Annotated in this window: 6 protein-coding genes and 1 pseudogene; 2 read left to right on the top strand and 5 right to left on the bottom strand. The window is 67.8% G+C overall.

Annotated features, from left to right (window positions below; translation table 11 throughout):
• Both AOZ49_RS31335 and AOZ49_RS31330 read left to right on the top strand, forming a co-directional pair.
• A pseudogene (locus AOZ49_RS31335) lies at positions 1-272 on the top strand (methyl-accepting chemotaxis protein); the annotation flags it as partial.
• 320 nt (positions 273-592) lie between these two features.
• Positions 593-2188: a methyl-accepting chemotaxis protein gene (locus AOZ49_RS31330; protein ID WP_054435750.1), complete on the top strand. Its 1596-nt coding sequence runs from the start codon at positions 593-595 to the stop codon at positions 2186-2188.
• A gap of 89 nt (positions 2189-2277) precedes the next feature.
• Here AOZ49_RS31330 and fliR read toward each other — a convergent pair whose 3' ends face one another.
• From fliR to fliN, 5 genes are all read right to left on the bottom strand, one after another.
• The gene (gene fliR / locus AOZ49_RS31325; protein ID WP_054435751.1) at positions 2278-3066 is read right to left on the bottom strand and encodes a flagellar biosynthetic protein FliR; all 789 of its coding nucleotides are present in this window, start codon (positions 3064-3066) and stop codon (positions 2278-2280) included.
• Between the two features lie 34 nt (positions 3067-3100).
• A complete protein-coding gene (gene fliQ / locus AOZ49_RS31320) occupies positions 3101-3370 on the bottom strand; it encodes a flagellar biosynthesis protein FliQ (protein WP_025138879.1) in 270 nt (89 codons plus the stop codon).
• Positions 3371-3379: 9 nt separating this feature from the next.
• Entirely contained in the window at positions 3380-4162 is a 783-nt protein-coding gene (gene fliP, locus AOZ49_RS31315; RefSeq protein ID WP_006394454.1) for a flagellar type III secretion system pore protein FliP, read from the bottom strand.
• A gap of 22 nt (positions 4163-4184) precedes the next feature.
• Positions 4185-4508 carry a flagellar biosynthetic protein FliO gene (fliO, locus tag AOZ49_RS31310; protein WP_006394455.1) on the bottom strand — a complete coding sequence of 108 codons (324 nt, stop codon included), beginning with the start codon at positions 4506-4508 and terminating at the stop codon, positions 4185-4187.
• A gap of 13 nt (positions 4509-4521) precedes the next feature.
• The coding region (gene fliN, locus AOZ49_RS31305; RefSeq protein WP_054479803.1) for a flagellar motor switch protein FliN at positions 4522-4916 on the bottom strand (395 nt) is incomplete at its 5' end.

The following is a 4916-nucleotide window of genomic DNA, read 5'->3' as shown; positions in this document are numbered from 1 at the left end:
TGACGGACATCATGGGCGAGATCTCGGCGGCGTCCGAAGAGCAGTCCAGCGGCATCGACCAGGTCAACCGCGCGGTGTCGCAGATGGACGAAGTGACGCAGCAGAACGCGGCGCTGGTGGAAGAAGCCGCCGCCGCGGCGGGCTCGCTGCAGGAACAGGCGCATCGCCTGTCCGAGGCGGTGGCCGTGTTCAAGATCAACGCTGGCGAAGTGATCGAAGTGCCGGCCCACCAGCTGGGCGGCTACCAGGCGCCGACGTTGACGCAAGACTGATCATCCGGGGCGCGAGCCCCGTGATGCGGAGCGCGGCCCGGCGGCCGCGGCTCCCGCCGACCCGGCGCCCGTTTACGGCCGCCGGGTCGAATACCTTATATGAGTCTGATTTTTGTCATGGACAGCTTAAGTTTTCGAAAATATTGCCGTTCATAGTCATAACGCCCAGGACAAGGGCAGTGAACCACCCCGGGTCGCGCCGCGCATCGGCATGCGCAGGCCCTCGGGGTCGGGCGGGGACAGGTTGCGGTGGGGCGCCCGGTCCATATCGACTGCCCTTGACTGTTTGCTGCGCCATATGATGCAACCGGAGACAAGCTGTGCGCGTAAACCTTCCTGTCAATGACGTGGAAACCAAGCTGCGCGAGGATCAATACCTGATCTCGCGTACCGATACCAAGGGCCGCATCCTCTACGCGAATCCGGCATTCATCGAAGTCAGCGGATTCTCCCGCGAAGAACTGATCGGCAAGGCCCACAACATCGTGCGCCATCCCGACATGCCGCCGGAAGCCTACGCCGACCTGTGGCAGACGCTCGAAGCCGGCGAGTCCTGGCTCGGCCTGGTCAAGAACCGCCGCAAGGACGGCGGCTACTACTGGGTGCTGGCCAACGCCACGCCGATCGTCGAGAACGGCGAAGTGGTGGCGTATTCGTCGGTGCGCGTGCGGCCGAGCGACGAACAGATCGAGATGGCCGAGGCACTGTACGAGCGCATCCGCGAAGGCCGCGCCCGCGGCGTGCGCATCGTGCGCGGCCGGCCGGTGCGCGCCGGCTGGCGCCGCGGCCTGGACCTGCTGGCCTTTCCGTTCAAGCGCAACGTGCGCAGCCGCATGTTCCGCCATGCGCTGCTGTCGTCGGGCATCGTGGTGGCGGCCGGCGCCTATGGCCTGAACGCCAACTGGGCGTCGCTGGACGCCACCGGCGCCAGCCTGGCCTGCGGCCTGCTGGCATTGGGCGTGATCGGGATCTTCGGCCTGGGCTGGAGCCTGAGCCGTTCGTTGCTGGATCCGATGGTGGACGCCGCCAACATGGCGCGCCAGGTGGCCGCCGGCAACCTGACCACCCAGATCGTGGCCGATTCCGATGACGAGATCGGCAGCCTGAAGTTCTCGCTCGAAGTCATGCGCAAGAGCCTGATCGGCATCGCCCAGGACGTCTACCGCGGCATCGAGGGCACCACCCAGGCGGCGGTCCACATCGCCCGCGGCAACCAGGAGCTGGCCGGCCGCACCGAGGGCCAGGCCGCCTCGCTGCAGCAGACCGCGGCCAGCATGGAACAGCTGACCTCGACCGTGCGCCAGAACGCCGACAACGCCCGCCAGGCCAACCAGCTGGCTGCCAGCAGCATGGACGTGGCGCGCCGGGGCGGCGTCGCGGTGGGCCAGGTGGTCAGCACCATGCATGGCATCTCCGACAGCTCGCGCAAGATCGTCGACATCGTCAGCATCATCGAAGGCATCGCCTTCCAGACCAATATCCTGGCGCTGAACGCGGCGGTGGAAGCGGCCCGCGCCGGCGAGTCCGGCAAGGGCTTCGCGGTGGTGGCCGGCGAAGTGCGCAGCCTGGCGCAGAAGAGCGCGCAGGCGGCCAAGGAAATCAAGGGCCTGATCGAGGATTCGGTCGACCGCGTGACCGAGGGCTCGGCCCAGGCCGAGCAGGCCGGCGCGACCATGGAAGAGATCGTGGCGGCGGTGCATCGCGTCACCGACATCATCGGCGAGATCTCGCAGGCGTCCCAGGAGCAGTCCAGCGGCATCGAGCAGGTCGACAGCGCGGTATCGCAGATGGACGTGATGACGGTGCAGAACACCGCGCTGGTGCAGGAACTGGGCGGCGCCGTGCTGCAGCTGGGCAACCAGTCGGGCACGCTGCGCGAGACCATCCGGGTGTTCCGCCTGACCGGGCAGCAGTAGGCCGCGAAGACGCATGAAAAAACCGGCTCGAGGGCCGGTTTTTTCATGGGGCATGGCGCGCGGCGTTGCCTGCGGGGACGGGCGTGGCGCTATCTGCCCGCCAGCGCATCGGCCACCCGGCTCATCGCCGACAGGCCGGATTCGAACAGCGATTCCAGGAACGGGCCGGAATTGGGCAGCACCACGGTCAGCAGCACCACGCCCACGATCAGGCTGACCGGAAAACCCACCGAGAACACCGACAGCTGCGGCGCGGCGCGGTTCAGGATGCCCATCGCCAGGTTGATGGTCAGCAGCGCGCAGATCAGCGGCAGGGCCAGCAGCAGGCCGGACACGAACACGGTCTTGCCCCATTCCACCACCACGCCCCAGCCGTTCTGGTGCAGCTGGATCGCCGCCACCGGCAGGGTGTCGAACGAGCGCACCAGGGCCGCCAGCACCAGCAGGTGGCCGTCCAGCGCCAGGAACGTCAGCATCGCCACGATGTTGAACAGGCGCGACAGCACCGCGGTGTTGGCGCCGGTGCTGGGGTCGAAGAACGAGGCGAACGACAGGCCCATCTGCAGGCCGACGAATTCGCCGGCGGTCTGCACCGCCGCGAACACCAGGCGCATGGAAAAGCCCATGGCGATGCCGATCAGCACCTGCTGCATCACCATCCAGAGACCGGCGAACGAGCCTGGCGCGATCGGCGGCGCCGGGTCGAGCGCCGGGCTGACGGCGACCGCCAGCACGAAGGCCAGCCCGATCTTGACCTTGACCGGGATCATTGATTCAGAGAAGAGGGGAGCGGTGCCCACCAGCGCCAGGATGCGCACGAACGGCCAGAGGAACTGGCCGATCCAGCCATTCAGCTGCTCGATGGTGAAGGAGAACATGAGGACGCGTCCCGGGGGCCGGCGGCGCGCGCCGCTACGACACCAGGCCGGGGATCTGGCCGATGAGCTGGCGGATGTAGTCGACCATGATGCCGATCAGCCACGGGCCCAGCAGCACCAGCACGCCGCACATGGCCAGCAGCTTGGGAATGAACGACAGCGTCATTTCGTTGATCTGCGTGGCGGCCTGGAAGATGCTGATCACCAGGCCCACGATCAGGGTGATGATCAGCAGCGGGCCGGCCATCGCCAGCGCGACTTTCATCGCCTGGTAGGTCATGGTCATGACGGTTTCGGCGGTCATGGCGATTCCCTATTGGTAGAAGCTCTGGGCCAGCGAGCCCATCAGCAGATTCCAGCCGTCGGCCAGCACGAACAGCATCAGCTTGAACGGTAGCGCCACGGTCACGGGTGGCACCATCATCATGCCCAGCGCCATCAGCACGCTGGCGACCACCAGGTCGATGATGAGGAACGGAATGAAGATGGTGAAGCCAATCTGGAACGCGGTCTTGAGCTCGCTGGTGATGAAGGCCGGCACCAGGATGCGCAGCGGCACCTGCGACGGATCTTCCAGCGCCGGCTGCTTGGCCAGGTTGGCGAACAGCGCCAGGTCGTTCTCGCGAGTCTGGTGCAGCATGAACGTGCGCAGCGGGCCCGCGGCGCGCTCGACGGCGGCCTCGAACTGGATCGAGCCTTCGGACAGCGGCTTGTAGGCGTCGGTGTAGATCTTGTCGAACACCGGCGACATCGTATAGAAGGTCAGGAACAGCGCCAGCCCGATCAGCACGTGGTTAGGCGGCGACATCGCGGTGCCCATGGCGCTGCGCAACAGGCCCAGCACGATGATGATGCGGGTGAAGCCAGTCATCATCAGCAGCGCCGCCGGCAGGAACGACAGCGACGTCATCAGCAGCAGCGTTTGCATGCTGAGCGAATAGGTCTGCGAGCCGTTCGCGCCCGGGGTCGCGGTCAGCGCGGGCAGGGTGGCCTGGGCGATGACGCCGGCCGGGTACAGCGCCAGGCCCAGCAGGGCGGCGGCGCCCAGCAGGGGCAACGCGCTGCGGCGGGCGCGGGGAGTGTTGGGCAAGCTCATGGTGTGGAAATGCGCGCGCCGCCTAGCGGCGCTTGAGCGCCTGGCCCAGCTTGGCCGCGAAGGCGGCGGTGGGCAAGGTCGCGGCTTGCGGCAGTTCGCCGGCAGGCAGGGTATGCAGGGGAGTGATCTGGCCGGGGCTGACGCCCACGACCACCCAGGTATTCTCGATCTCGACGACGACGATGCTCTGCCGCGCGCCGATCGGCAGGCTGGCGACCTGCTTGAGCAGGTTGCCGCCGCCGCGCTGCGTCAGGCCGGCGCGGCGCGCCAGCCAGGCCGCGGCCAGGATGGCCGCCAGCACCAGCACCAGGCCGATGATGACGCGCAGCAGGGCGGAGTCGTTCATCACGGACGCGGGGTCAACGACGGTTGTTGAGACGGTTGATGCGTTCGGACGGGGTGATGATGTCGGTCAGGCGGATGCCGTACTTGTCTTCCACCACCACCACTTCGCCCTGGGCGATCAGGTAGCCGTTGACGAAGATGTCCATCGGCTCGCCGGCCAGGCCGTCCAGCTCGACCACCGAGCCCTGGCCCAGTTGCAGCAGGTTCTTGATGGTCAGGCGGGTGCGGCCCAGTTCGACCGTCAGCTGGACGGGCACGTCCATGATCAGGTCGATGTCGGTGCCGGCGCCGGGCGCGGCGCCGGCCAGCGGCTTGAACACCGACTGCGCCGCCGACTGAGCGGCGGGCGCGGCGGGGGCCGGCGCAGCGGGCGCGGCCGGAGCGGGCGCCGGCGCGGCGGCCGCGGCGG

Source organism: Achromobacter sp. 2789STDY5608615 (assembly GCF_001298995.1).
In the GTDB taxonomy this organism is placed as follows: domain Bacteria; phylum Pseudomonadota; class Gammaproteobacteria; order Burkholderiales; family Burkholderiaceae_B; genus Achromobacter; species Achromobacter insuavis.
This window is presented reverse-complemented; position numbering and strand designations above follow the sequence as displayed.

What these genes read in the sequence shown, in the direction of transcription:
- fliP (WP_006394454.1), bottom strand. Translation starts at nt 4,162, where the DNA reads ATGAGCTTGCCCAACACTCCCCGCGCCCGCCGCAGCGCGTTGCCCCTG.
- fliQ (WP_025138879.1), bottom strand. Translation starts at nt 3,370, where the DNA reads ATGACCGCCGAAACCGTCATGACCATGACCTACCAGGCGATGAAAGTC.
- fliR (WP_054435751.1), bottom strand. Translation starts at nt 3,066, where the DNA reads ATGTTCTCCTTCACCATCGAGCAGCTGAATGGCTGGATCGGCCAGTTC.
- fliO (WP_006394455.1), bottom strand. Translation starts at nt 4,508, where the DNA reads ATGAACGACTCCGCCCTGCTGCGCGTCATCATCGGCCTGGTGCTGGTG.